Source organism: Bradyrhizobium sp. MI1.11 (assembly GCF_055811255.1).
The window spans coordinates 1-21,604 of the sequence record NZ_JBVVPM010000055.1; the positions used below are offsets into that span (position 1 = coordinate 1).

Sequence of the window (21,604 nt, forward strand, 5' to 3'; positions counted from 1 at the left end):
CTCCCCCGCCCTCCCCCACAAGGGGGGAGGGAGCGCAGTTTTCCCTGGGCACCAGCCGAGCTCTTATGGCCGTCTCGCAGTGGAAAGAGCCACCCCATGACCGCCCTGTCTGCCCTGATCCGCCGGGACATCCGGATCGCGCTCCGCGTCGGCGGCGGGGCATTGATTGGCGTGCTGTTCTTCCTGACCGTGGTGGTGCTGATGCCGTTTGCGGTGGGGCCGGATCTGGCACTGCTGTCGCGGCTCGGGCCGGCGATCCTGTGGCTGGGGGCGCTGCTGGCGAGCCTGCTCACCCTGGACCGGCTGTTCATGGCCGACCACGAGGACGGCTCGCTCGACCTGATCACGATGAGCCGGACCCCGCTGGAACTCGCCTGCGCGGCAAAGGCGCTGGCGCATTGGCTGGCCGCCGGCCTGCCGCTGATCGTCGCAACCCCCGTGCTCGGCCTGCTGCTCAACCTCGACATGGTGGCGACCGGCGCGGTGGCGCTGACGCTGCTCGCCGGCACCCCGGCGCTGACGTTCACCGGCATGATCGGCGCGGCGCTGGCGGTGACGCTGCATCGTGGCGGCTTGCTGATGGCGGTTCTGGTGCTGCCGCTGTCGATACCGGTGTTGATTTTCGGCGTCGCGGCCTCGCAGGCGGCGATCGTCGGACCCATGACGTTCGGCGCGCCGTTCTCGATCCTGTGCGCGCTGTCGCTGGTCAGCCTCGTGATCGGCCCGTTCGCGGCTGCGGCGAGCCTGAAGCATGGGCTGGATTGAGATGGGCTGGACTGACCTTGACCCCGATCAACTTTCGCTGCGGACTTTCGTGCTGATTGCGTGAGCGCTTACCTGTGATTATCAGGATACCATGACGCTGATCGACCTCGCCAACCCCACACGGTTCCTCGCGCTGACGGCGCGGCTGCTGCCGTGGCTTGCGGCTGCGACAATCATCCTGCTCGCGATCGGGCTCTATCAGTCCGCCGCCGCGCCCGACGACTATCAGCAGGGCGCGACGGTGAAGATCATGTTCATCCACGTGCCCAATGCCTGGCTGTCGATGTTCGTGTGGGGCGTGATGAGCATCGCCTCGCTGGGCACGCTGGTGTGGCGGCATCCGCTGGCCGACGTCGCCGCCAAGGCGGCTGCTCCGATCGGTGCCAGCTTCACCTTCCTTGCGCTGCTGACGGGCTCGCTGTGGGGCCGGCCGATGTGGGGCACCTATTGGGAATGGGACGCGCGGCTGACCTCGGTGCTGATCCTGTTCCTGATGTATCTCGGCCTGATGGCGCTGTGGCGCGCGGTCGACGATCCCTCCCGCGCGGCGCGCGCCGCCGCCGTGCTGACGCTGGTCGGCGCGCTCAACCTGCCGATCATCAAGTTCTCGGTCGACTGGTGGAACACGCTGCACCAGCCGGCGTCAGTGATGCGGATGGGCGGCTCGTCGCTCGACAGATCGTTTTTGATTCCGTTGCTGGTGATGGCGGTCGCGTTCACCCTGCTGTTCGTCACGCTGCATCTGGCTGCGATGCGCAACGAGATTTTGCGCCGGCGCGTGCGGTCCCTGCAGATGATGCAGGCGAGCCGTGTGGCCTTTTCAGAAGTCGGCACCGGCTCGCGCGAGGGCAGCACGTCAAAAGAAGTCGGGGCTGCATGATCATGTCGCTCGGTCCCTACGCGCCCTTCATCGTGACATCCTATGCCGCGGCCGCCCTCGTGGTCGTGATCCTGATCGGCTGGATCGTGCTCGATTATCGCAGCCAGACACAGCGCCTGCGCGAGCTCGAGCGCAGCGGCGTGACCCGCCGCTCCGGCCGTAGCGCGACGGATCGGCCATGAGAGATCGAGAATGAGCGAGCAATCATGAGCGAGCAATCGACGTCCGCTCCGCCACAGCGCCGCACCTTTCTGATGGTGCTGCCGCTGATCGCCTTCATCGGCCTGGCGCTGTTGTTCTGGTTCCGGCTCGGCAGTGGCGATCCCTCGCGAATCCCTTCCGCGCTGATCGGACGCCCCGCGCCGCAAACCATGCTGCCGCCGCTCGAGGGATTGCAGGCTGACAACGCGCAGATCCCCGGCCTCGATCCCGCCGCGTTCAAGGGCAAGGTCAGCCTTGTCAATGTCTGGGCGTCCTGGTGCGTGCCGTGCCACGACGAGGCGCCGCTCCTGACCGAACTGGCAAAAGACAAGCGCTTCCAGCTCGTCGGCATCAACTACAAGGATGCCGCCGACAATGCGCGGCGCTTCCTGGGGCGCTACGGCAACCCGTTCGGCCGCGTCGGCGTCGATGCCAACGGCCGCGCCTCGATCGAATGGGGCGTCTATGGCGTGCCGGAGACTTTTGTCGTCGGTCGCGAAGGCACCATCGTCTACAAGCTGGTGGGACCGATCACGCCGGAGAATTTGCGGACGGTGTTGTTGCCGCAGATGGAGAAGGCGTTGAGATAGCCGCCGTCATTGCGAGGAGCCCTTGCGACGAAGCAATCCAGGCTGTCGCCGCGGAGGGATTCTGGATTGCTTCGCTTCGCTCGCAATGACGAGTTGAGAGAGCTCACCCCTTCCGCACATCCCCCGCCTCGGCCTCGCTCGCTTCCAGCGACGCCGGCTCGAGGTGATAGCGCTTGGTCAGCGGCATCTGGGCAATGGCGAAGATCATCGTGATCGGGGTGACGCCGAACACCTTGAAGTTGACCCAGAAGTCGGTGCTCTGGGTGCGCCAGACGATCTCGTTCAGCACCGCCATGCCGGCGAAGAACAGCGCCCAGCGCAGCGTCAGGATGCGCCAGCCCTGCGGCGTCAGATTGAACATCTGGTCGAACATCACGGCGATGAAGGAGCGGCCGAACAACAGGCCGCCGCCGAGGATCGCGGCAAACAGGGCGTAGATGATGGTTGGCTTGAGCTTGATGAAGGTCTCGTCGTGCAGCACCAGGGTCAGCGTGCCGAACACCAGCACGATCACGCCTGTCACGATCGCCATGATCGGGATGTGGCGCGTCACGACATAGGAGGCGATCATCGCCGCGACGATCGCGACCATGAAGGCGCCGGTCGCGGCGAACAGATTGAACTTCGCATTCACGAAGAAGAACACGAGCAGCGGGCCGAGCTCGGTCGCGAGCTTGAACAGCGGATGCGGCTGGGTCTTGTCCATTCTTCAGCTTTCGATTCCGGCAATCGCGCGGGCGAAATCGCGCGCGGTGAACGGCGCGAGATCGTCGACACCTTCGCCGACGCCGATGAAATGCACCGGCAGTTTGAATTTTTCCGCGAGCGCCACCAGGATGCCGCCGCGGGCGGTGCCGTCGAGCTTGGTCATCACGAGGCCGGTGACGCCGGCGGTGCGATGGAAGGCCTCGACCTGCGACAGCGCGTTCTGGCCGACGGTGGCGTCCAGCACAAGCAGCACCGCATGCGGCGCAGTCGCGTCCACCTTGCGGATGACGCGCACGACCTTTTCGAGCTCGTTCATCAGCTCGGCCTTGTTCTGAAGCCGCCCGGCGGTGTCGATCAGGAGCACGTCGGTGGCCTGCTCCTTCGCCGCCGTCAGCGCGTTGAAGGCGAGGCTCGCCGAATCCGAGCCTTGTGCGCCCGATATGACGGGCGTCTTCGTGCGTTCGCCCCAGACCTTGAGCTGCTCGATCGCTGCGGCGCGAAACGTGTCGCCGGCCGCCAGCATCACCTTGCGGCCTTCGGACGCGAATTTTTGCGAGAGTTTCCCGATGGTCGTGGTCTTGCCGGAGCCGTTGACGCCGACCACGAGGATGACGAAGGGCTTCTTGCCGGCGTCGATCTCGAGCGGCTTCGCCACCGCCGTCAGCACCTTTTCGACCTCGGTCGCGACGACGTCCTTGACCTCGTCCGCCGAGATCGCCTTGTCGTAGCGCCCGGTGCCGACCGCATCCGCGATCCGCACCGCGACCGAGGTGCCGAGGTCGGCGCGCAGCAGCACGTCCTCGATGTCGTCGAGCATGGCGCGGTCGAGCTTGCGCTTGGTGACGAGGTCGGCGACCGCGGTCCCGAGCGAGGACGAGGTGCGCTTCAGCCCGTCAGACAGGCGGCGCCACCAGCTCAGCTTGGGGGTCTCGGGGGTGGTATCGTTCATGGTGGCGGTGTGTTAGCCGTTCCGGCTCGCAAACGAAAGTCTTGACCGAAAGTCCTGCAATTGCTCGATGTTCCCGAATTGACCGCCGAGGAAATCTTAGGCCGCGTGCTCCATCGCGACGGATTGATGCTGGTCATCGACAAGCCGGCCGGCCTGCCGGTGCATCGCGGACCCAAGGGCGGCGCTAATCTGGAAACCTCCTTCGACGCGCTTCGTTTCGGCTTGCCGCGGCCGCCGGTGCTGGCCCACCGGCTGGACAAGGACACCTCCGGTTGCCTCGTGCTCGGCCGCCATCGCAAGGCGACGGCGTCGCTCGGCCTGCTGTTCAAGCATGGCAAGGTCGGCAAGACCTACTGGACCATCGTGGAGGGAGGCCCCACTGAGGACGAAGGCACCATCGACATGCCCCTCGGCCGGCTCAATGCCGAGCGCGGCTGGTGGCAGAAGCCCGATCCCGAGGGCCAGAAGGCCATCACCAACTGGAAGGTGATGGGCCGGGGCGACGGCCTGACCTGGCTCGCCATGGAACCGGTGACCGGACGGACCCATCAATTGCGGGTGCATGCGTCCGCGACCGGCTGGCCGATCTTCGGCGATAACATTTACGGCAACGGCCCGCGCTTCGGCGAGCCGAAGCTACACCTGCATTCCCGCGAGATCGTGGTGCCGATCTCTCGGAACAAGGAGCCGGTCCGCGTGGTGGCGCCGGCCCCACCCCACATGCACGAGCGGCTCCGGGCCTGCGGGTGGAACGGAGAATAATCCTGTCAGTCCCTCATGGTGAGGAGGCCGCGTAGCGGCCGTCTCGAACCATGCAGGCCCGCATCTCGCCCGCGGCCATCCTTCGAGACGCCCGCTTTGCGGGCCCCTCAGGATGAGGGCAGTGCCCGCCGCGCTCCCTATAGTTTACGAAACGTTCAGTGCTCGTCGCTAATGATAATGGTTGCTTAGAACAAGCTTCCGTCAATCTGCTCAGGACGAGCTGCGCGTCATGTCCACGGCCGAATTATCGATCATCGACGAGGTCGAGTCCGCGCTTCGGACTGGCTCGGCGGAAAAGGGCCTGGCAACAGCCCGCCGCGTCACCGACCTGTTCCTGTCCTCCGCCGGCAGTTTCGATGACGAGCAGATCGCCCTGTTCGACGACGTGCTCGATCGCCTGATCGGCACCATCGAGCTCCGCGCCATCGCCGACATGGGCGCACGCGTTGCGCTCGCCGAGATCAGCGCGCAACTCGCCCCGATCGCGCAGGCGCCGCCATCGGTCATTCGCCGCCTCGCCAACAATGACGAAATCCGCATCGCCGGTCCCGTGCTGCAGGAGTCCGCGCGCCTCGACGATGGCGAGCTGGTGCAGATCGCATCATCCAAGGGCGAGCCGCATCTGCTCGCGGTCGCCGGACGTTGGTGGCTGAAGGAGATCGTCACCGATGCATTGCTGGCGCGGCGCTATCCCAGCGTCAGCCGGCGGCTCGCCGCCAATCCCGGCGCGCGCGTGTCCGGAAACGGATTTGCTGTCATCGTCGGACAAGCCGAGGCCGATCCCGAGCTCGCGGTCAGCGTCGGCGTCCGCGTCGATCTGCCGTCAGACCTGCGCCGTCAATTGCTGCGCTCGGCGAGCGATGCCGTGCGGACCCGTCTGTTGTCGCGCGCGCCGCCGCATCTGTTCGAGGAGATCCAGACCGCGATCGCCGCCGTCACCGTCGGTGTCGAGCGCGAGATGTCGGGGGTCCGCGATTTCGAAGGTGCCAAGCGCGCCGTCGCGGGCCTCAAGGCGACCGGCCAGCTCAGCGAAGCGACGCTGCTCGGCTTCGCCACGCAGCGGCGCTACGAAGAGGCGGTGGCCGCATTGGCCGCATTGTCGGGATCGACCGTCGAAGTGATTCGCCCGCTGATGCAAAGCCTGCGCGAGGACGGCCTGCTGGTGCCATGCAAGGCGGCGCAGCTCACCTGGGAAACCACCGCCGCCGTGCTCGAAAGCCGCTTTGCGAGCGGCGCGATGAAGCCCGCCGATATCGCAAGGGCTCAAAGCAACTACGCGCGCATGACCCCGGAGAATGCGCGGCGGACGCTGCGGTTCTGGCAGGTGCGGGCGTTGTAGGCGCGTTAGAGACGCTGCGCGCCAAATATTCCGCCGTCGTCCTGGCGGAAGCCAGGACCCATAACCACCGAATTCAGTTTGGCGAAGACTGCTAGTTGGCCGTCGCGTGCGACAACTTCTCCATGGGGTAATGGGTCCTGGCTTTCGCCAGGACGACGGCGGAGCAAGTTCAGCGTCTCGAGAGCTAAACCGTCAGCCGCGCGCCATCACGACCGGCGATCCGCAGCGGCACGACGCTGCCCATTCGCTCGCCCGCAATCGCCACCGGCAGATAGTGCTCCGTCCGTCCCTGCTCCTCGCTCTCGATCAGCACCTCGCGCGCGGCGCCGATCTCGGCTTGCAGCCGCTGCAGAAGCGCAGCTTCACCGGCCGCACGCAGCCGTTTCGCCCGCTGCTTGATTGCACCGCCCGCCACCTGCGGCATTCGCGCGGCCGGCGTGCCGGGACGCGGCGAATAGGGGAAGACGTGGAGGAAGGTCAGGCCGCATTCCTCGACCAGATCGAGCGAACGCGAGAACATCTCCTCGGTCTCGGTCGGAAAGCCCGCAATGATATCGGCGCCCAGCGCGATATCCGGGCGCAGGTGACGGATCTGGCCGCAAAACGCGATGGCGTCGCCGCGCGTATGCCGCCGCTTCATGCGCTTCAAGATCATGTCGTCGCCGGACTGCAGCGACAGGTGCAGATGCGGCATCAGCCGCGAATCTTCAGCGATGGCATCCAACAGATCGCTGTCCGCCTCGATCGAATCGATCGAGGAGATGCGCAGGCGCCTCAGCTCCGGCACATGCCGCAAAATCTGCTTCGTCAGCAGGCCGAGTTTCGGCGCGCCCGGCAGGTCGGTGCCGTAACTGGTGAGATCGACGCCGGTCAGCACGATCTCGGCATGGCCGCGCGCGACCAATGCCCGCACCTGATCGACCACGGCGCCCATCGGCACCGAGCGCGAATTGCCGCGCCCGAACGGGATGATGCAGAAGGTGCAGCGATGGTCGCAGCCGTTCTGCACCTGCACGAACACGCGCGGCAGGCCGCTCGCAAAGCCGTCGACGAGATGCGGCGCCATCTCCTTCACCGACATGATGTCGCTGACGGCGATTTTTTCGCCGGCACCGAGATCGAACGCCGCACGCGCCTCGCGCCATGCGGACGACCGCATCTTGTCGTCATTGCCGACGACGCGATCGACCTCGGCCATCCCGGCGAACATGCCGCTTTGCGTCTGCGCGGCGCAACCGGTGACGACGATGCGCGCTCCCGGCCGCTCGCGCTTCAGCTTGCGGATCGACTGCCTCGCCTGCGCCACCGCCTCGTTGGTGACGGCGCAGCTGTTGATGACGATGGTGTCGGAGAGCCCCGCGCCCTCGGCCTCGCGGCGGATCACCTCGGCCTCGAAGGCATTGAGGCGGCAGCCGAAGGTGACGACGTCGACGGTCATTAGCCGACCGGCGCGAACAGCGCCGGATCGAAACTGCCTTCATATTCGAAGGTCGCCGTGCCCGTCATCAGCACGTGATCGTCGCGCTCGCGCCATTCGATCCCGAGCTTGCCGCCGGGCAGCGTGATCTCGACATTGCGCTCGGCGCGCTTCAGCCGCGCCGCCGCAACCGCCGTGGCACATGCCGCCGAGCCGCAGGCCCTGGTCAGGCCGGCGCCGCGCTCCCAGGTGCGGATCGTGATGTGCTGGGGATCGACGATATGGGCAAGCGTGATGTTGGCGCGCTCCGGGAAGATCGGATGGTTCTCCAGCAGCGGACCGAAACGCTCGAGATCGTAGGCGTTGACGTCATCGACCCAGAAGATCGCATGCGGATTGCCCATGCTGACCACCGAGGGCGAATGCAGGATCGGATTGTCGATCGGGCCGATCTGCAGCTCGATGTAGCGGGTGTCGCGGAATTCCTGGTCGAGCGGAATGTCCTGCCAGCTTAACTTCGGCGCGCCCATGTCCACCGTATAAAGATCCGGCGCCGGACCCTGCCAGGCGTTGAGCAGGCCCGCGGCCGTCTCGAACGTTGCATTGGTCTGGCCGGTCTTCTCGAAGATGCGGCGCACCACGCAGCGCATGCCGTTGCCGCAGGCGCCTGCCTCGGAGCCGTCACTGTTGTAGATGCTGATGAAAGCTTCGGTGCCCTCGAAGCGCGGCTTCTGCAGCACCATAAGCTGGTCGTAGGCCACGCCGCCTCGCGCCGATGCCACCGCGCGGGCATCGTCCGCGGTGACCTTTGAGGTGGAATCGCGCATGTCGACAACGACGATCTCGTTGCCGATGCCGTTCATCTTGGCAAATGCGTGGTTGGCCAGCGCGCTCATGAAAATTCCCGAATTTCGCCTGCCTTATATGGCGATCCTTGGCCGGCTTGGCCAGTGATTTGCCGACAACAGCCAGGAGGCTGCCATGACGCATCTGTCATGGGACGAATTCGGCGCTCGCGTGTTAGAACGGCGAAATTCGCGCGATCCGGGACATGCGGCCGGGTTAAGGCCTCGGGGACGTAAGGCCTTGGCGGATAAGCTATTGGGGAGAATAAAAATGTTCAGGTTTCGTCGTCTCGCTTTAGCCGCGCTGATCCCGGCAGCGGCCTTGTCGTTTGATCTGTCCGCCACGCTGGCCCAAACGCCGAGCCCGGCGCCGGCCGCATCAGCGAGCCCCCCGCCGGCTCCGTCGGCCTCGCCCGCCCCCGCGGCAAGTGCCTCACCCGCACCCGTGGCCACCCCGTCGCCGGCGGCAAGCGCCTCGCCCTCGCCCGCAGCCAGTGCCTCACCGAGCCCGGCCGCCCCGCCGCCCGCTGCGGCCGCGACGCCGGCTCCCGTGCAGACGGCCGATCCCTTCGGACAGGAGACCACGCTCGAGCCCAAGAAGGTCGTGATGGTCAAGGGCACTGCCAATTGGGACTCTGCCTTCGACACGCTGATCGACGCCTTCAAGGCGCTGAACACGTTGCTGGACAAGCAGGGCATCAAGCACGCCGGCAATTCGATGATCGTCTACACCTCGACGGACGACACCGGATTCACCTTCCTTGCCGAGATCCCGGTCGAGCAGGACCCGAAGAACCTGCCGAAGGACATGAGCGTCGGCAAATCGCCGGAGGGCAAGGCGTTGAAATTCGTCCATCGCGGCTCCTACGACAACATGGACAACACCTATGAGGCGATCACCAATCACCTCGACGACAAGAAGCTGGAAGCCAAGGACACCTTCATCGAGGAATACCTCACCGATCCCCTGAAGACGGCCGAGGACAAGCTCGTGATCAATGTTTTCGTGCCGCTGAAATGAGACCGATGAAAAAGCCAGCCATCCTTTTGACCTCCCTCGTTACGTCCTTTGCCGCCGCGCTGCCGGCAACGCCTGCGCTCGCCAACGATTTTCCGTCAGCGATTTCGGTGAGCGGCGAAGCCACCATCTCCGCCGCGCCTGATCTGGCGCAGATCGACGCCGGCGTCGCCAACGACGCCAAATCCGCGAAGGAAGCCTCCGACGCCAACAACGCCGCGATGGGCAAGGTGCTGCTCGCGCTGAAGGGCGCAGGCATTGACGAGAAGGATTACCAGACCTCGCGGCTGTCGCTGCAGCCGCAATACGGCCAGAACAAATCCACCGGCGCCTCGCCCGTGGTCGGCTTCCGCGCCTCAAACCGCGTCACTGTGAAGATCCGCGACGTGACCAAGGTCGCCGCCATCATCGACACACTGGTCGGCGCCGGCGCCAACGATATCGGCAACATCTCTTTCGAGGTGACGCAGGCCTCAAAACTGCTCGACGATGCCCGCGAGAAGGCTGTCGCAGACGCCCGCCGCAAAGCGGAGATCTACGCCAAGGCCACTGGCGTCACGCTCGGCGCGCCGCTGAGTGTGTCCGAAGGCGGCGCTCCGATGCCGCTGTTCAAGGGACGCATGGCCGCAGCGCCGATGGCCGCAGGCGGCGCGGCCGTTGCGCCCGGCGAGGAAACGCTGGCGGTGACGGTGAATGTGAGCTGGGCGATCAAGCAGGGGCAGTGAGGCCGCAAGAGGCACGCTGCGGCGCCAATTTCAGGCGTCGTCCTGGCGAAAGCCAGGACCCATTACCCCAGGGCGTGGTTATAGCGCGAAGCAGCTAACCCGACTGTTCGCCAAACTACTCCCTGTGGCAATGGGTCCTGGATCAGCGCTCGCTCCGCTCGCTTGTCCAGGACGACGGGTTGTTTGCTTGATGGAGTCAGATCTCCACCACCTGCCCGGGCTTCATCGCCACGAACCGCTCCTGCGGAACCTTCGCGGCGTCGAGCGCCTCGACCAAGGCCTTCGCCGGCGCATCGATTGCTTCATCGGTCAGCTGAAACGTGCCGTGGTGATGCCCGAGCGCGGCTTGCGCGCCGCAATCCGCCAGCGCCTTCACCGCGTCTTCCGGGTTCATGTGCTGATCGCGCATGAACCAGCGCGGCTCGTAGGCGCCGATCGGGAGGATCGCCAGACGGAGCGGCCCGTGCTTGTCGGCGACGCGGCGGAAATGCCCGCCATCGCCATAGCCGGAATCGCAGACGACGTAGATTTTCCCCGCAGGCGTCTCCAGCACGAAACTCGCCCACAGCGCCTTGTTGCGATCGAACATGCCGCGCGCCGACCAGTGCCGGGTCGGCACCAGCGTCACGGCGATGCCGCCGCCGAGCTCGACGCGATCGTGCCAGTCGAACGCTTCCACCTTGATCGTCGCATCGGTGCTGCGCATCGTGACGTCGTTGCCGAGCGGGGTCACCACACGCGGGGCGAAATTCTTGGCGAGCCGCGACAGCGTCGCCATGTCGAGATGATCGTAATGGCCGTGCGAGACCAGCACGGCATCGATTTTCGGCAAATGATCGAAGGCAATGCCGGGATCGTTGTGCCGCTTCGGCCCGGCAAAGCTGACGGGCGAGACCCGCGTCGACCAGACCGGATCGACGAGAATGTTGAGGCCGCCGGTCTGGATCAGCCAGCTGGCGTGGCCGACGAAGGAGAGCCGCACCTTGTCGCCGTCGACGCGGTCCGGCGGGCTGTCGGCATGGGGGCTCGGCGCCCAATCCGGCCAGGTCGCGCGCTGCCGCTTGCCGCCGAACTGCCAGCGCAGGACCTCACGAAGCGATCGTGGCGGCGCGCCGTCCGGATCGAAGAAGGTCAGTCCGTCGAAATGGTCGGAGACCGGGCCGTCATAGGTTTTCATGCGGGACATCCAAAGGGAGGGCACGCCGACCAATGCGCTGGCCCCGGCGAGCAGTCCGAAAAGGCGGCGGCGGGTGATCGGCACGGATCTGGCTTCAGGGATGGTCGGAGCGGCAGGACATCACCGCTATATGGGCGGGGTCTGCGGAAAAGGAACCCAATGCCGAAAATGTCATATTTTCAAGGCCTTGCCCTCCCGAAGGCGTCCCGGCGTCCTAACTTTCCTTGACTTTCGGGCGGGAGCGGCGTTTAACCCCGGCACTTTCTCGGAAAGGCTTTCTTTTCGACCCGCCCACTGGCCCCAGAGGCCAGAGGCCAACGCCCGACAGCGCGATGCGCCCTCGGGCGTAAAGGTGTTTGGAAGATCGCTCGCCCAAGTGAGTGGTCATCCCCCGCGAAGGCGGGGGATCCAGTATCCCGGATGCGGCTCGGCTAGAACCGGAAAGCCACGGCGTACTGGATGCCCCGCCTTCGCGGGGCATGACAACAGTGAATACGGCAACCCTGCGTAAGCAGGACAAGGGACAACGGCATTGTTCGACAATCTGTCGGAACGGCTTGGCGGCATTCTCGATCGTCTGACGGGGCGCGGTGCGCTGACCGAAAAGGACGTCGACGCCGCCATGCGCGAGGTGCGCCGCGCGCTGCTGGAAGCCGACGTCGCCCTCGAAGTGGTGCGCAGCTTCACCGAGCGGGTCCGCGAGCAGGCGATCGGCGCCACCGTCGTCAAATCGGTGACGCCCGGCCAGATGGTGGTCAAGATCGTCCATGACGAGCTGATCAACACGCTCGGCGCCGAAAGCCAGACCATCGACATCAATTCCGTGCCGCCGGTGCCGATCATGATGGTCGGTCTGCAAGGCTCCGGCAAGACCACCACCACCGCAAAGCTCGCCCGTCGCATGGTCCAGCGCGACAAGCGCAAGGTGCTGATGGCGTCGCTCGACATCTACCGTCCCGCGGCGATGGAGCAGCTGGCCGTACTGGGCCGCGACCTCGACATTCCGACGCTGCCGATCGTTGCCGGCCAGCAGCCGGCCCAGATTGCGAAGCGCGCGCTCGAGGCCGGCAAGCTCGGCGGCTACGACGTCGTGCTGCTCGACACCGCCGGCCGCACCACGCTCGACGAAGAGATGATGGCGGAAGCAGCAGCCATCAAAGCCGCCGCCAATCCGCATGAAGTGCTGCTGGTGGCGGACAGCCTCACCGGCCAGGACGCCGTCAACCTCGCCCGCGCCTTCGACGAGCGCGTCGGCCTCACCGGCATCGTGCTGACACGAGTCGATGGCGACGGCCGCGGCGGCGCCGCACTGTCGATGCGCGCGGTCACCGGCAAGCCGATCAAGCTGCTCGGCACCGGTGAAAAGACCGATGCGCTGGAGGATTTCCATCCCGACCGTATCGCCGGCCGCATCCTCGGCATGGGCGACGTGGTGTCGCTGGTCGAACGCGCTGCGGCCAATATCGACGCGGAAAAGGCTGCGCGCACCGCCGAGCGGATGCGCAAGGGTCAGTTCGACCTCAACGACATGCGCGAGCAGCTGTCGCAGATGGCGAACATGGGCGGCATCAGCGGCCTGATGGGCATGATGCCCGGCATCGCCAAGATGAAGAACCAGATCGCGGCCGCCGGCATCGACGACAAGATCTTGAAGCGCCAGGTCGCGGTGATCGATTCCATGACGCGCGACGAGCGCCGTCATCCCGATCTGCTCAAGGCCAGCCGCAAGAAGCGTATCGCCGCAGGTTCCGGCCAGAGCGTCGAGCAGGTCAACAAGCTGCTGAAGATGCACCGGAACATGGCCGACATGATGAAGGCCATGGGCTCCGGCAAGCGCGGTCCGCTCGCGGGCATCGCCCAGGCGATGGGTTTTGGCGGCGGCATGAAGCCGCCTTCGCCGGAAGAGATGAAGGCGCTGCAGGAAAAGATGCAGGGCGGCGGCGGACAAGGTTTGCCCAGCCTGCCGAAGGATTTGCCGCCCGGGCTGCGCCAGGGTCTGCCGAACGTTCCAGGCCTGACCGGGCTGAGCGGCAAGCCAATGCTGCCGGGCCTCGGCGGTTTCCCGGGCAAGAAGAAATGAGGAATTCGTCGCGGGAGATCGCAACGGTCTCGCGCAACGCGGAATACCAATCAACCGAACAAAACGTACTTTGAAGGAGAACTTAGATGTCCGTCGTTATCCGTCTCGCCCGCGCAGGCACCAAGAAGCGCCCCGTCTATCACGTCGTCGTCGCCGATTCGCGCTTTCCCCGCGACGGTCGCTTCATCGAGCGTCTCGGCTATTTCAACCCGCTGCTGCCGAAGGACAACGAGACCCGTCTGAAGCTCGACATGGACAAGGTGAAGGCCTGGCTCGCCAAGGGCGCGCAGCCGTCGGACCGCGTGTCCCGCTTCCTCGACGCCGCCGGCGTCAAGAAGCGCGAAGTGCGCAACAATCCCGAGAAGGCCGTGCCGCGCAAGGAGCGCAAGGCGCAGGCCGAAGCCGCCGCGAAGGGTTAAGGCCAGATCATGCCGGCGCTGGTCTGCGTCGCGCGGATCGGCGCCGCGCATGGTGTGCGCGGCGCGGTCAAACTGTGGACCTTTACCGAGGATCCATTTGCCGTGCGGAGCTACGGCCTGCTCTCGTCCAAGGATGGCAAGCGCCAGTTCGAGGTCGCAACGGCGCGCGCGGCCAAGGATCATCTGGTTGCGACGCTCAAGGGCGTCACGACCCGCGATGAGGCCGAGCGCCTCAACGGCATCGAGCTCTACGTCGCGCGCGAAAAGCTGCCCGCGACCGACGAGGGCGAATATTACCACACAGATCTGATCGGGCTCGCCGCCGTCACCACGGCCGGCGATGCGCTCGGCCGCGTGCTCGCGATCCACAATTTCGGCGCCGGTGACATCATCGAGATCGCTCCGCCCACGGGGACCACGATGCTGCTGCCGTTCACGGACGCGGTGGTGCCGGAGGTCGATCTCACAGGCGGCCGCGTCGTGATCGCGCTGCCGCAGGAGATCGAGGCAGAGGACACGGACGAGGATTCCTCCCCGGGTCGTCCCGGCCTAGTGCGCAACTTGCGCACGGGGGGCCGGGCCCCATAACCACAGGCCAGAATTTTTAGCTAAACTGATCGCTCCAGCCGTCGCCAAACGAAGTGCGGTGGTTATGGGTTCCGGATCTGCGCTCCGCTTGTCCGGGACGACAATAACTGAGATCCGATGACCACCTCCTTACCCTGGCGCGCGACGGTGCTGACGCTGTTTCCGGAGATGTTTCCGGGGCCGCTCGGCGTGAGCCTGGCCGGCCGGGCGCTGGCTGGCGGGCTCTGGGAGCTGGAGGCACGGGACATCCGGGCCTCGGCCACCGACCGCCACCGCAGCGTCGATGATACCCCGGCCGGCGGCGGACCGGGCATGGTGCTTCGGGCCGATGTTTTGGCGGCGGCCATCGATGCCGCCGGGATCGGCCCGGACCGGCCGAAACTGCTGATGAGTCCGAGGGGTCGGCCATTGACCCAGGCCCGGGTCACGGAGCTGGCCAAGGGTCCGGGTCCCCTGATCGTCTGCGGGCGGTTCGAGGGGGTGGACCAGCGCGTGATCGACGGGCGAGGCCTGGAGGAGGTCTCGATCGGGGATTACGTCCTCTCCGGCGGTGAAATCGCGGCCCTGGCCCTGATCGACGCCTGCGTCCGGCTGCTGCCGGGCGTGATGGGCAAGGAAGCCTCGGGAACCGAGGAAAGCTTCTCCGACGGCCTGCTCGAATACCCCCAATACACCCGGCCGCAGCTGTTCGAGGGGGCACCGATCCCTGATATCCTGACCTCCGGTGACCATGCCAAGGTCGCCAGCTGGCGGCGGGCGGAATCCGAGGCCCTGACGGCGGCCCGGCGACCCGATTTGTGGGCCCGGATCCCGAGCAAAGTCCCGAATCGGGCCGGACGCCAAAAAACGCCAAAAAACAAGACAGACGGGTGACAAACGCTCCGGCTTGCCTTATAGCAGCGGCCACATCCGCAATGGCTGGATAAACGAATTTCGCGCAGCCCCCGTTTTCCAAGGCTGGGCGCGCCGATGGAGATTTACCCATGAACCTGATCCAACAGCTCGAAAAAGAGCAATTCGACAAGCTCTCCGCCAACAAGGAGATCCCGGAGTTCGGCCCCGGCGACACCGTGATCGTCAACGTGAAGGTCGTCGAAGGCGACCGCACCCGCGTGCAGGCCTATGAAGGCGTTTGCATCGGCCGTTCCGGCGGCGGTCTCAACGAGAGCTTCACGGTGCGCAAGATTTCGTACGGCGAAGGCGTGGAGCGCGTGTTCCCGGTGATGTCGCCGATGATCGACTCGATCAAGGTGGTGCGCCGCGGCAAGGTGCGTCGCGCCAAGCTCTATTACCTCCGCAACCTTCGCGGCAAGTCGGCTCGCATCGTCGAGAAGAAGCAGGACCGCCCGGCTGCTGCCGTCAACGAGTAAGCTCCGCTTACGGGCGAGTTATCGAGAGCGCGGGGCCCAGCCCCGCGCTTTTTTGTTGCGTCAGCCGTGCGCGTCAAAGCCCTCGCGATTCCAGTTCGGCCTGCTATATATTCTTGGAATGTTTCCAGATTTGACCAGCCTCTCGCCCGTCAAGCGCGTCGTTATCGACGATCGCTCGCGGCTGCCCGGCCGGTTCTTCGGACGCTTCGCGACCTCGGCAACGTCAGAGCTTACGCGCGCAGCCTAAAAGCTGCGCTGACGATTTTGTTGCCCCGCGCGCCAGCCGCGCAACCCGCTCTACACAACATTCCTGGAGCTGACGCTCATGTCCAAGCCGACCACATTGTACGACAAGATCTGGAACGACCATCTGGTGCACGAAGCCGAGGACGGCACCTGCCTGCTCTATATCGATCGCCATCTGGTGCACGAGGTCACTTCACCGCAGGCGTTCGAAGGCCTGCGCGCCACCGGCCGCAAGGTCCGCGCGCCGGAGAAGACGCTGGCCGTCGTCGATCACAACGTGCCGACCACCGACCGCACCAAGCCGAACCCCGACCCTGAAAGCATCGAGCAGATCAAGGCACTGGCCGACAACGCCAGGGAATTCGGCATCGAATATTACGACGAGTTCGACAAGCGTCAGGGCGTCGTCCACGTCATCGGCCCCGAGCAGGGCTTCACGCTGCCCGGCACTACCATCGTCTGCGGTGACAGCCACACCTCGACGCATGGTGCGTTCGGCGCGCTCGCGCACGGTATCGGCACGTCGGAAGTCGAGCATGTGCTGGCGACGCAGACGCTGATCCAGAAGAAGGCAAAGAACATGCGCGTCACCGTCGACGGCAAATTGCCGGACGGCGTGACGGGCAAGGACATCATCCTCGCGATCATCGGCGAGATCGGCACCGCGGGCGGCACCGGCTACGTGCTGGAATACGCTGGCGACGCGATCCGCGCGCTCAGCATGGAAGGCCGCATGACGGTCTGCAACATGTCGATCGAAGGTGGCGCGCGCGCCGGCCTGGTCGCGCCGGATCAGAAGGCGTTCGACTTCCTGCGCGGCCGTCCGAAGGCGCCGAAGGGCGCGGATTGGGACGCCGCGATGCGTTACTGGGAGAAGTTGCGCTCGGACGAGGGCGCGCATTTCGACCACGAGCTGCGGCTCGATGCAGCGAAGCTGCCGCCGATCGTGACCTGGGGCACTTCGCCTGAGGACGTCATCTCGGTCACCGGCAGCGTGCCCGATCCCGACAAGATCGCGGACGAGGCCAAGCGCCTGTCGAAGCACCGCGCGCTGAAATATATGGGCCTGACCGCGGGGACGAAGATCACCGACATCAAGCTCGACCGCATCTTCATCGGCTCCTGCACCAACGGCCGGATCGAGGATCTGCGCGCCGCCGCCAAGATCGCGGAAGGCAAGCAGGTCGCGGGCGGCGTCAACGCCATGGTCGTGCCGGGCTCCGGCCTCGTGAAGGAGCAGGCCGAGGCTGAAGGTCTGGACAAGATCTTCATCAAGGCCGGCTTCGAATGGCGCGAGCCCGGTTGCTCGATGTGCCTCGCGATGAACCCCGACAAGCTGGCTCCGGAAGAGCGCTGCGCCTCGACCTCGAACCGCAATTTCGAGGGCCGCCAGGGCTTCAAGGGCCGCACCCATCTGGTGTCGCCGGCGATGGCGGCGGCCGCGGCGATCGCAGGTCACTTCGTCGACATCAGGGAGTGGCGGTAAGCTGCTCGCTTTAATTTGAGCGATTGCGGCAAACCGCCGTTAATCGGTAGCGCCGACAGTGTGTCCTCGCGAGGGTTTCGCGAGGACACGAGCTCATGGCCAGCAAGCCTGAATATGTCGATCTGATCAGCGCGGCGACGCCCCAGCATCGGCGGCGCGCGGCACCGCTGCGCATGGTCGCCAAGCCCGAGGTCGAGGAGACCTCGAAGCTCAGCCGCTGGCCGCCGGCGATGTTCAAGCAATGGAAGATCGAGAACCTGACGCGATGGACGTCGGCGTCGTGGAAACTGAAGGATTGGCTTTAAGCCACCGGATGAACAAAGGGCGCCGTCGAGGCGCCCTTTTCATTTCGATCGTGCTTACCAATAGCGGTACGGATGGTGCCAGCGATGCCAGCGGCAGACGCGGCGCGGGCCGTAATAGGTCCAGATGACCCGGCAGCGGCGCGGATGGCTGTAATAGGGATAGTAGCCGCCGTAATAGCGCCGATGAAAATGGCGATAGCCGTAATGCGGGCGATAGATGCCGTAGCGGTGGAATCCGCCTCCGCCATAGTGGCGAACTCCGCCGTAGCGATAGCCGCCGCCATGAAACGCGGGCGCGGCGCGGAAGCCACCAGCATGGAAACCACCGCCGCGGAAGCCACCGATATGTCCTCCGCCACCGTGGAAGCCGCCTCCACCGTGGAAACCGCCGCCGCCATGAAAGCCGCCGCCACCATGCCCACCGCCGCCACCGCCGCCGTGGCGAACCGGGATCACATCGTCACTTGCAGCCTTCGCCACAGGCAACGCCGTCGGATTGATTGGAGTCATCGCCACAGCACGACGCGTCGTTCCGGCCGACAGCATCAGCGTCGCGGCGGCCGCAATGCCGAGCAAGCGCATCGGGCTTGCCCTGAGACCCAATATTCTCAGCATGGACTTCTCCCTGAATCTGGACAGCGGAGTTGCGACGCTCGCTCCCGGCGCGCGTCATCCCTGTTCATTGGCGGTCGCTCCCAAGATTAAATTAGGGACAGCGACGTGAATGCCTCATGAATGAACGACGGGCGCAGCATCGCGCCGCGAGGTCACCGCCATGGCCCGAAGCCGAGCACGAACGGTGCGGGCACGCCGTAGGGATAAGGACGGTAGTAGACCGGCCGCGCGTAGTAATGCGGATCACGACGCGGGGCGTATCGCACGACGTCGGACCGCACATGTCGGCGCCCGTCGAACACCGCGCGCCCGGCCGACGCATCGGGCAGCTTCGTCACCCTGTGCGCAGCGGACGCGTGAGACAGGCCTGCGGCAAGCCCGACGCCAACCGCCAATGCGAACCATCTCGTCATGACGACCTCCGCCTCAGCGCGCGACGGGCACGGCGTTCGTATCAGCCCCGGCGCCAGTAGCAGCTCATATGCGGCACGATCACCGTGCCGCTGGGGCGAAATTCCTGCACATAGGTGGCGTTGCACTCGCGGACCGCATCGGGACCGGGATTGTAGCGGGGATAGACGCCATCAGGACTGTAATAGGGCGTGACGCGCAGGCGCGCCGGGGGCCGCTTGCGCGGCGGCGGCAGATCGTCTCGCGAGACCGCCTGGGCCAGCCTGATCCCGGGAGCCGCGGTCTGGGCCTCCGCGCCAACGCAAAACTGCGAAAACAACCCCATGCACAGTAGCGTCAGCGCTGTTTTCGCTCGCATTTTTCCGCCCATCTGAACGTCCACTTCGAGGCCCTAGGCTCCCCGTTTTGACGGCGCCCGTCAACCTCGCCGCGCTTATAAAGCCGGATGCATCGCCGCGAAACCCACGCTATGAGAAGCCCATGTGGACGGAATTGAAAGCACCCTCGCTGGCCGAGATGGAAGCGATGGCGCATGAAGTGTTCGAACGCCTGCCGGCGGAGTTTCGTAGGCTGTGCGAGGGCGTGATCATCCGCGTCGACGACTTCCCCACCGAGGAAGTCCTGGACGAGATGGCATGCGAGAGCGAGTTCGACCTGCTCGGCCTGTTCCAGGGCGTCGGCCTGCCGCAGCAGAGTTTTGGCGACGTGGCGCGGCTGCCCAACATGGTCTGGCTCTACCGCCGGCCGATCCTGGATTACTGGGCCGAGCACGACGAAAGCCTCGGCCATATCGTTCGCCACGTCCTGATCCACGAGATCGGCCATCATTTCGGCCTGTCGGACGACGATATGGCCGCGATCGAGGCTCAAGAGCCCGGTTAGGCAGACGAGATCTGCCGAATTCGGCCTAGGATTTCCGCCCCGATCGCGATAAATACCGGTTCCCTAGACCACCCCGGGAAAGCGCAACCATGGACAAGTTCACCACGCTGGAAGGCGTCGCGGCGCCGCTGAAGATCATCAATGTCGATACCGACATGATCATTCCGAAGCAGTACCTCAAGACCATCAAGCGCACCGGCCTTGGCAAGGGGCTCTTCTCCGAGCAGCGCTACAAGGACGACGGCAGCGAGAATCCCGATTTCGTCCTCAACCAGCCCGCCTATCGCAATGCGAAGGTGCTGGTCGCCGGCGACAATTTCGGCTGCGGCTCGAGCCGCGAGCATGCGCCCTGGGCGCTGCTCGACTTCGGCATCCGCTGCGTGATCTCGACCTCGTTCGGCGACATCTTCTACAACAACTGCTTCAAGAACGGCATTCTGCCGATCCGCGTGGCCCAGGAAGACCTCGACAAGCTGTTCGACGACGCCGAGCGCGGCGCCAACGCGACGTTGACGATCGACCTGCCGAACCAGGAGATTCGCGGCCCCGACGGCGGCAAGGTCAAGTTCGAGATCGACCCGTTCCGCAAGCACTGCCTGATCAACGGCCTCGACGACATCGGCCTGACGATGGAGAAGAAGGCCTCGATCGATACCTATGAGGAGAAGCTCAAGCGCGAACGCGCCTGGGCCTGATCTCAAGTTTTTGTTTGAGCCCCGGTGCTGACAGCGCCGGGGCTTTTTCTTTGCCAGCGTTGTCCTCTATAGCTTGCGCCATGTTGCCTGACATCGTCACCTTCTGGCACGGCCCGATGGACGCCCTGCGCCAGACCTGTCTGCGCTCGCAGCTGGCTGCCGGCCACAAGGTCACGGTTTACAGTTTTGACACCATTCCCGGCCTGCCCGCAGGCATCGCGAATGCGGACGCCGAGGCGATCCTGCCGCATGCGTTCTCCGAACGATTGCGACCGCCGCAGCCGGACGGCAGCTGGCGCGACTGGACCACGCTTCAGTTCAGCGACTTCTTCCGCATGAAGCTGATGGCGAAGGGACTCGGCCTCTGGCTCGACGCCGACGTGCTGCTGCTGAGGCCCGTCGAGATCGATCCGGCAAAGCCCTACTTCGCGTGGGAGCGTCCGCGCCAGCTCGGCAATTCCGTGATTTACCTTCCGCCCCGGCACGGCATCGTTGCCGCCTTCGAAGAGCTGATGGAGCAGGAGGAGCTGACGCCGAACTGGCTGTCGCTGCGCCATCGCGTCACGTTTGCGATGCGCCGCCTGCGCGGCGGCTCGAACCGCCTCTCCGATATCCGTGTTGCGATCTTCGGGCCGGCGGCACTCACCGCGCTCGCGCGCCGCACCGGCGAGCTGCACTGCGCCTTGCCGAAGCAATCGTTCTACGCCGTGCATGCCGAACCAAAACTGTTCTTCGATCCCTCGAGCTATCTCGGCCTCGTCACCGACCGCGAGATCATCGGCCTGCACATCTCGCCCAAGGGAAGGGGTGGTGAGAAGCCGATTCCGGGCAGCTTATATGCGTGGGCGGCGGAGCGGTTTGGCTAACGCCTGATGGGATGAGACTCGCCCGGCGCCGCGACGGCGGTGCGTTCCCTCCCCCCTTGTGGGGGAGGGCTAGGGAGAGGGGTGGCCCAGGAAGAGGTGCTGGGTATTGGCGATGCATCGGGTGTCGATACTCGACCGAAAGAGTCCCCGTGTGGCGGCCCCCCCCCCGCCCCCCCCCCCCCCCACCGGGGGGGGGGGGGGGGGCCGGGGGGGGGGGGGGTGGGGGGACGGGGGGGGGGGGGGGGGGGTTGTGGGGGGGGGGGGG

The 21,604-nt window shown here is 65.5% G+C and carries 26 protein-coding genes; 18 read left to right on the plus strand and 8 right to left on the minus strand.

Features of this window, described 5'->3' with window-relative positions; genetic code table 11:
• Positions 1-96 precede the first annotated feature (96 nt).
• The 4 genes from ccmB to AC0L30_RS34390 all read left to right on the plus strand — a co-directional run bounded on the left by ccmB (position 97) and on the right by AC0L30_RS34390 (position 2,436).
• Positions 97-765 (plus strand): heme exporter protein CcmB, encoded by a 669-nt coding sequence (gene ccmB, locus AC0L30_RS34375; RefSeq protein ID WP_106945554.1) that lies wholly within the window; start codon positions 97-99, stop codon positions 763-765.
• 91 nt (positions 766-856) lie between these two features.
• Positions 857-1,645, plus strand: coding sequence for a heme ABC transporter permease (locus AC0L30_RS34380; protein WP_473406218.1), 789 nt, complete (start codon positions 857-859; stop codon positions 1,643-1,645).
• On the plus strand, positions 1,642-1,827 hold the full coding sequence (gene ccmD / locus AC0L30_RS34385) for a heme exporter protein CcmD (protein WP_007598841.1): 186 nt from the start codon (positions 1,642-1,644) through the stop codon (positions 1,825-1,827). The genes AC0L30_RS34380 and ccmD overlap by 4 nt, the downstream gene beginning before the upstream one ends.
• Positions 1,828-1,851: 24 nt before the next feature.
• Complete coding sequence (locus AC0L30_RS34390) at positions 1,852-2,436, plus strand: DsbE family thiol:disulfide interchange protein (RefSeq protein WP_219681817.1); 585 nt, start codon at positions 1,852-1,854, stop codon at positions 2,434-2,436.
• Positions 2,437-2,539: 103 nt separating this feature from the next.
• On the opposite strand, the gene AC0L30_RS34395 is transcribed toward AC0L30_RS34390, so the two are convergent.
• Complete coding sequence (locus AC0L30_RS34395) at positions 2,540-3,142, minus strand: septation protein A (protein WP_007598838.1); 603 nt, start codon at positions 3,140-3,142, stop codon at positions 2,540-2,542.
• A gap of 3 nt (positions 3,143-3,145) precedes the next feature.
• Positions 3,146-4,093: a signal recognition particle-docking protein FtsY gene (gene ftsY, locus AC0L30_RS34400; protein WP_473367988.1), complete on the minus strand. Its 948-nt coding sequence runs from the start codon at positions 4,091-4,093 to the stop codon at positions 3,146-3,148.
• Positions 4,094-4,153: 60 nt separating this feature from the next.
• On the opposite strand from ftsY, the gene AC0L30_RS34405 reads away from it, so the two are divergent.
• Both AC0L30_RS34405 and AC0L30_RS34410 read left to right on the plus strand, forming a co-directional pair.
• Complete coding sequence (locus AC0L30_RS34405) at positions 4,154-4,855, plus strand: RluA family pseudouridine synthase (protein ID WP_354201516.1); 702 nt, start codon at positions 4,154-4,156, stop codon at positions 4,853-4,855.
• A 229-nt stretch (positions 4,856-5,084) separates the two neighbouring features.
• A complete protein-coding gene (locus AC0L30_RS34410) occupies positions 5,085-6,194 on the plus strand; it encodes a DUF2336 domain-containing protein (RefSeq protein ID WP_473406219.1) in 1,110 nt (369 codons plus the stop codon).
• A 184-nt stretch (positions 6,195-6,378) separates the two neighbouring features.
• Here the strand turns inward: AC0L30_RS34410 and mtaB are convergent, their stop codons facing one another.
• The gene (gene mtaB, locus AC0L30_RS34415; protein ID WP_473406220.1) at positions 6,379-7,632 is read right to left on the minus strand and encodes a tRNA (N(6)-L-threonylcarbamoyladenosine(37)-C(2))-methylthiotransferase MtaB; all 1,254 of its coding nucleotides are present in this window, start codon (positions 7,630-7,632) and stop codon (positions 6,379-6,381) included.
• Positions 7,632-8,507, minus strand: a complete 876-nt coding sequence (gene dapF, locus AC0L30_RS34420) for a diaminopimelate epimerase (protein ID WP_473406221.1) — start codon at positions 8,505-8,507, stop codon at positions 7,632-7,634. The genes mtaB and dapF overlap by 1 nt, the downstream gene beginning before the upstream one ends.
• A gap of 220 nt (positions 8,508-8,727) precedes the next feature.
• Between dapF and AC0L30_RS34425 the strand changes: the two genes are divergently transcribed.
• Positions 8,728-9,477, plus strand: coding sequence for a GyrI-like domain-containing protein (locus AC0L30_RS34425; protein WP_473406222.1), 750 nt, complete (start codon positions 8,728-8,730; stop codon positions 9,475-9,477).
• A gap of 5 nt (positions 9,478-9,482) precedes the next feature.
• Positions 9,483-10,199, plus strand: coding sequence for an SIMPL domain-containing protein (locus tag AC0L30_RS34430; RefSeq protein ID WP_473406223.1), 717 nt, complete (start codon positions 9,483-9,485; stop codon positions 10,197-10,199).
• A gap of 196 nt (positions 10,200-10,395) precedes the next feature.
• Here AC0L30_RS34430 and AC0L30_RS34435 read toward each other — a convergent pair whose 3' ends face one another.
• Positions 10,396-11,460 (minus strand): MBL fold metallo-hydrolase, encoded by a 1,065-nt coding sequence (locus AC0L30_RS34435; protein WP_473406224.1) that lies wholly within the window; start codon positions 11,458-11,460, stop codon positions 10,396-10,398.
• 448 nt (positions 11,461-11,908) lie between these two features.
• Between AC0L30_RS34435 and ffh the strand changes: the two genes are divergently transcribed.
• From ffh to AC0L30_RS34470, 7 genes are all read left to right on the plus strand, one after another.
• A complete protein-coding gene (gene ffh / locus AC0L30_RS34440) occupies positions 11,909-13,456 on the plus strand; it encodes a signal recognition particle protein (protein WP_027514978.1) in 1,548 nt (515 codons plus the stop codon).
• A gap of 86 nt (positions 13,457-13,542) precedes the next feature.
• Positions 13,543-13,875 carry a 30S ribosomal protein S16 gene (gene rpsP, locus AC0L30_RS34445; protein WP_007598827.1) on the plus strand — a complete coding sequence of 111 codons (333 nt, stop codon included), beginning with the start codon at positions 13,543-13,545 and terminating at the stop codon, positions 13,873-13,875.
• Between the two features lie 9 nt (positions 13,876-13,884).
• On the plus strand, positions 13,885-14,463 hold the full coding sequence (rimM, locus tag AC0L30_RS34450; protein WP_473406225.1) for a ribosome maturation factor RimM: 579 nt from the start codon (positions 13,885-13,887) through the stop codon (positions 14,461-14,463).
• A gap of 117 nt (positions 14,464-14,580) precedes the next feature.
• Positions 14,581-15,336, plus strand: coding sequence for a tRNA (guanosine(37)-N1)-methyltransferase TrmD (gene trmD, locus AC0L30_RS34455; RefSeq protein ID WP_473406226.1), 756 nt, complete (start codon positions 14,581-14,583; stop codon positions 15,334-15,336).
• 110 nt (positions 15,337-15,446) lie between these two features.
• Entirely contained in the window at positions 15,447-15,833 is a 387-nt protein-coding gene (gene rplS, locus AC0L30_RS34460; protein ID WP_007598824.1) for a 50S ribosomal protein L19, read from the plus strand.
• Positions 15,834-16,158: 325 nt separating this feature from the next.
• A complete protein-coding gene (leuC, locus tag AC0L30_RS34465) occupies positions 16,159-17,565 on the plus strand; it encodes a 3-isopropylmalate dehydratase large subunit (RefSeq protein ID WP_026233880.1) in 1,407 nt (468 codons plus the stop codon).
• 95 nt (positions 17,566-17,660) lie between these two features.
• A complete protein-coding gene (locus AC0L30_RS34470) occupies positions 17,661-17,870 on the plus strand; it encodes a hypothetical protein (RefSeq protein WP_007598821.1) in 210 nt (69 codons plus the stop codon).
• Positions 17,871-17,924: 54 nt separating this feature from the next.
• Here AC0L30_RS34470 and AC0L30_RS34475 read toward each other — a convergent pair whose 3' ends face one another.
• From AC0L30_RS34475 to AC0L30_RS34485, 3 genes are all read right to left on the minus strand, one after another.
• Positions 17,925-18,485: a hypothetical protein gene (locus AC0L30_RS34475; RefSeq protein ID WP_473406227.1), complete on the minus strand. Its 561-nt coding sequence runs from the start codon at positions 18,483-18,485 to the stop codon at positions 17,925-17,927.
• 152 nt (positions 18,486-18,637) lie between these two features.
• Positions 18,638-18,898 (minus strand): hypothetical protein, encoded by a 261-nt coding sequence (locus AC0L30_RS34480; RefSeq protein ID WP_007598817.1) that lies wholly within the window; start codon positions 18,896-18,898, stop codon positions 18,638-18,640.
• 41 nt (positions 18,899-18,939) lie between these two features.
• Positions 18,940-19,221, minus strand: coding sequence for a hypothetical protein (locus tag AC0L30_RS34485; RefSeq protein ID WP_473406244.1), 282 nt, complete (start codon positions 19,219-19,221; stop codon positions 18,940-18,942).
• A 155-nt stretch (positions 19,222-19,376) separates the two neighbouring features.
• Between AC0L30_RS34485 and AC0L30_RS34490 the strand changes: the two genes are divergently transcribed.
• The 3 genes from AC0L30_RS34490 (at position 19,377) to AC0L30_RS34500 (ending at position 21,339) form a co-directional block, all read left to right on the plus strand.
• A complete protein-coding gene (locus tag AC0L30_RS34490; protein ID WP_007598813.1) occupies positions 19,377-19,778 on the plus strand; it encodes a metallopeptidase family protein in 402 nt (133 codons plus the stop codon).
• 89 nt (positions 19,779-19,867) lie between these two features.
• Entirely contained in the window at positions 19,868-20,473 is a 606-nt protein-coding gene (gene leuD / locus AC0L30_RS34495; RefSeq protein ID WP_007604257.1) for a 3-isopropylmalate dehydratase small subunit, read from the plus strand.
• Positions 20,474-20,553: 80 nt separating this feature from the next.
• On the plus strand, positions 20,554-21,339 hold the full coding sequence (locus AC0L30_RS34500; RefSeq protein ID WP_473406228.1) for a glycosyltransferase family 32 protein: 786 nt from the start codon (positions 20,554-20,556) through the stop codon (positions 21,337-21,339).
• Positions 21,340-21,604 lie beyond the last annotated feature (265 nt).